This window comes from Cupriavidus sp. KB_39 (genome assembly GCF_052114485.1).
Lineage (GTDB): Bacteria > Pseudomonadota > Gammaproteobacteria > Burkholderiales > Burkholderiaceae > Cupriavidus.
In genome coordinates this window covers 1-2212 of the sequence record NZ_JBFREV010000108.1, presented here as the reverse complement: position 1 = coordinate 2212, position 2212 = coordinate 1, and the positions used below count along the sequence as shown (strand labels likewise).

Here is a 2212-nt window from a genome sequence, read left to right as displayed (position 1 = left end):
CGGTCAATCGGTCAGCTAAAAGCGCAATGCCTCAACCTGGAGGAATGCCGGAGCACCCTCCCAAACACTTCTTATTACTTCGCAGCCGTCTTGACCTGATCGCCCGTATAGCTCAGCGACGCGAGATCTTCCTTTGCTTTTTCCGGCGTTTCCACCTCCAGTACCAAGCGACCGACCATCAGACCCGACGATGGCCAACTACGCACATACTTGATTTCCCGGAATCGAGCACAAAGCTGAGCGTCTTTTCCGTCTCGGTGGCAGCCGAGGCGACGTGCTTACAAGCCGGACGATTCACGAAGAAGAAGCCGCCAGATGGGAACTGCGTTGGAAAGCGGGGCGTAATGCTCTTCCCCAAGGAAGGTAACCCCCTGGTAGGGGGCGATTCATGAGACCTGGTAGGCTTCGTGGACAAATCATCTACCTAAAATTATCGGGAATGTTGGCATACTGACTCTCATAATCCCAACCCATTGGTTTTTCCCCCTCCTTAAACCATTTCATCCCATAGGAGATCCATTTAATTCGCCTCGCTCTAGCGCTTTCCGGCGTGGAATCCTCATATCCGAATTCTGTTCCGCAGCAAGGGCAAATCTCCCACGTTGGAGAACACCCATCATCACCCCATGGGCGAAAATCCAACATATATCCACATACTCGGCAGCCATTATCTTTTTTGTGCATTGACGTAGTCCAAGTTCGTCGGATATCCGTGTTGAGCCGGATCCGGCCTAAACATAGTTTTCGGCGATCCATCCGCCCCCTTTACTGCGAGTGTATTGGTGTTCGGATTATATAGAACCGTGTCACCATTAGAACGACTTATAGCTAACGTTCCTGGTGGAGGAGTTGCAACGAAAATCTGTGCTCCACGAACATATTGAACAGAATTGTTATACTCCGGGAATTCGGTCATGTGCTTATCCCAGTGACTATAGGCATTTTCGACAGCGGATTTTGAACCCGTTGACGACCACAACGACCCAGCATCGTTCTGAACCTGCGCAATTGCCGTCAGCCCAGCACATATGACCGGCATCAGCACGCACCCGGGATTCGACAACAATGTCGCTCCCACCGGCCCGACATTCGGCGTCCCAATCAGCGTCGAACCCTGCGGCCCACTATTCGGCGTCCCAATCGGACCACCATCATTCTCCGCTTCCAGCGGGTTGGTCAACGGGTCGGACTTTTGCGGGCCGTTGTTCGGCGTGTACGTACCGCCCGGCCCAGTTGGCGCAGGTCTCGGCACCATCATGGCACCGGTGGCATTATTGATCGCCTCATTCTGCGCCGCTAACCCAGCCGAAGTGACATCAACTCCCAGGAGCGCACCTGCAGCCCCGCCCACAAGCGTTGCCAGACCGACCGTAACGGCTTGCCGAATCTTGTCGTCGCTGTAATTGAGTACGGGGCTGTCGGCATACACCTCGTCCCGAATCAACGGCGCCGCCACCGCACTGGCCGCCCCGCCAATCGCGCCTCCCGCACAATCCCCACCGCTCAGGCTCTGCGCAGCACACCCCACCAGCGCATGACCCAGTACATTGGTCAGGATCGTGGAAGGGTCCGACCCCGGCATGCCAATACCCGGCGCACTCGCCCCCACCGCGTTGGCGCCCACGGCCGCCGCATCCCGCACCAGCCCACCGGCGAACGCCTGCCCAAAGCTCCCGCCATAGACGGCCGTATTTACGCCGGCGCTGATCGCCGAGCGCACGATGCTGGCCTGGATATAGCTGCCGGCGTTCGCTTGCACTGCTGCCCAGTTGCCCTTGGCAATGTTATCGCCAAAGCTGGTAACGCCCGGGGAGCTGAGGTCGAGCGCGCCCATCGCGCCTTGCGTGAGCCCCGCGGTCAGTCCGGAGACGGCGCCTGCTTTGAGCGCGGCCCCCATGTTGAGCGAGCCCGTGGTGATGACCTGCGTCACCATGCTGGACAACGTGCCGGCGATGAGCCCCGTGAGCCCCGCGGATAGCACAGCGCCGATGCCCGCAGAGGCAAAGGCCGCACCTGCCGCGACGGTGGCGCCCATTGCCGCGCTGTAGGCAGCACCCACAATCGCCGCCCCCGCCCCCGCCGTAACAATCGAAATCGCCACCGCAGCCACCATCGCCACGATCTGGCCGATGATGCCGAAGCCCTTCTTTTCCTTGATAAACCGGGTGTGGATGTCGTCCTGGAGCGTGTCCTCGGTGTAGTTCAGCCCGAG

General features: G+C 59.0%; 1 protein-coding gene. It reads right to left on the bottom strand.

Translation table 11 applies throughout. The annotated features are described in order from the left end of the window. Positions 1 to 667 precede the first annotated feature (667 nt). Positions 668 to 2212: DUF637 domain-containing protein (locus tag AB4Z27_RS28795; protein ID WP_441645958.1), on the bottom strand; the 1545-nt coding region annotated here is incomplete at its 5' end.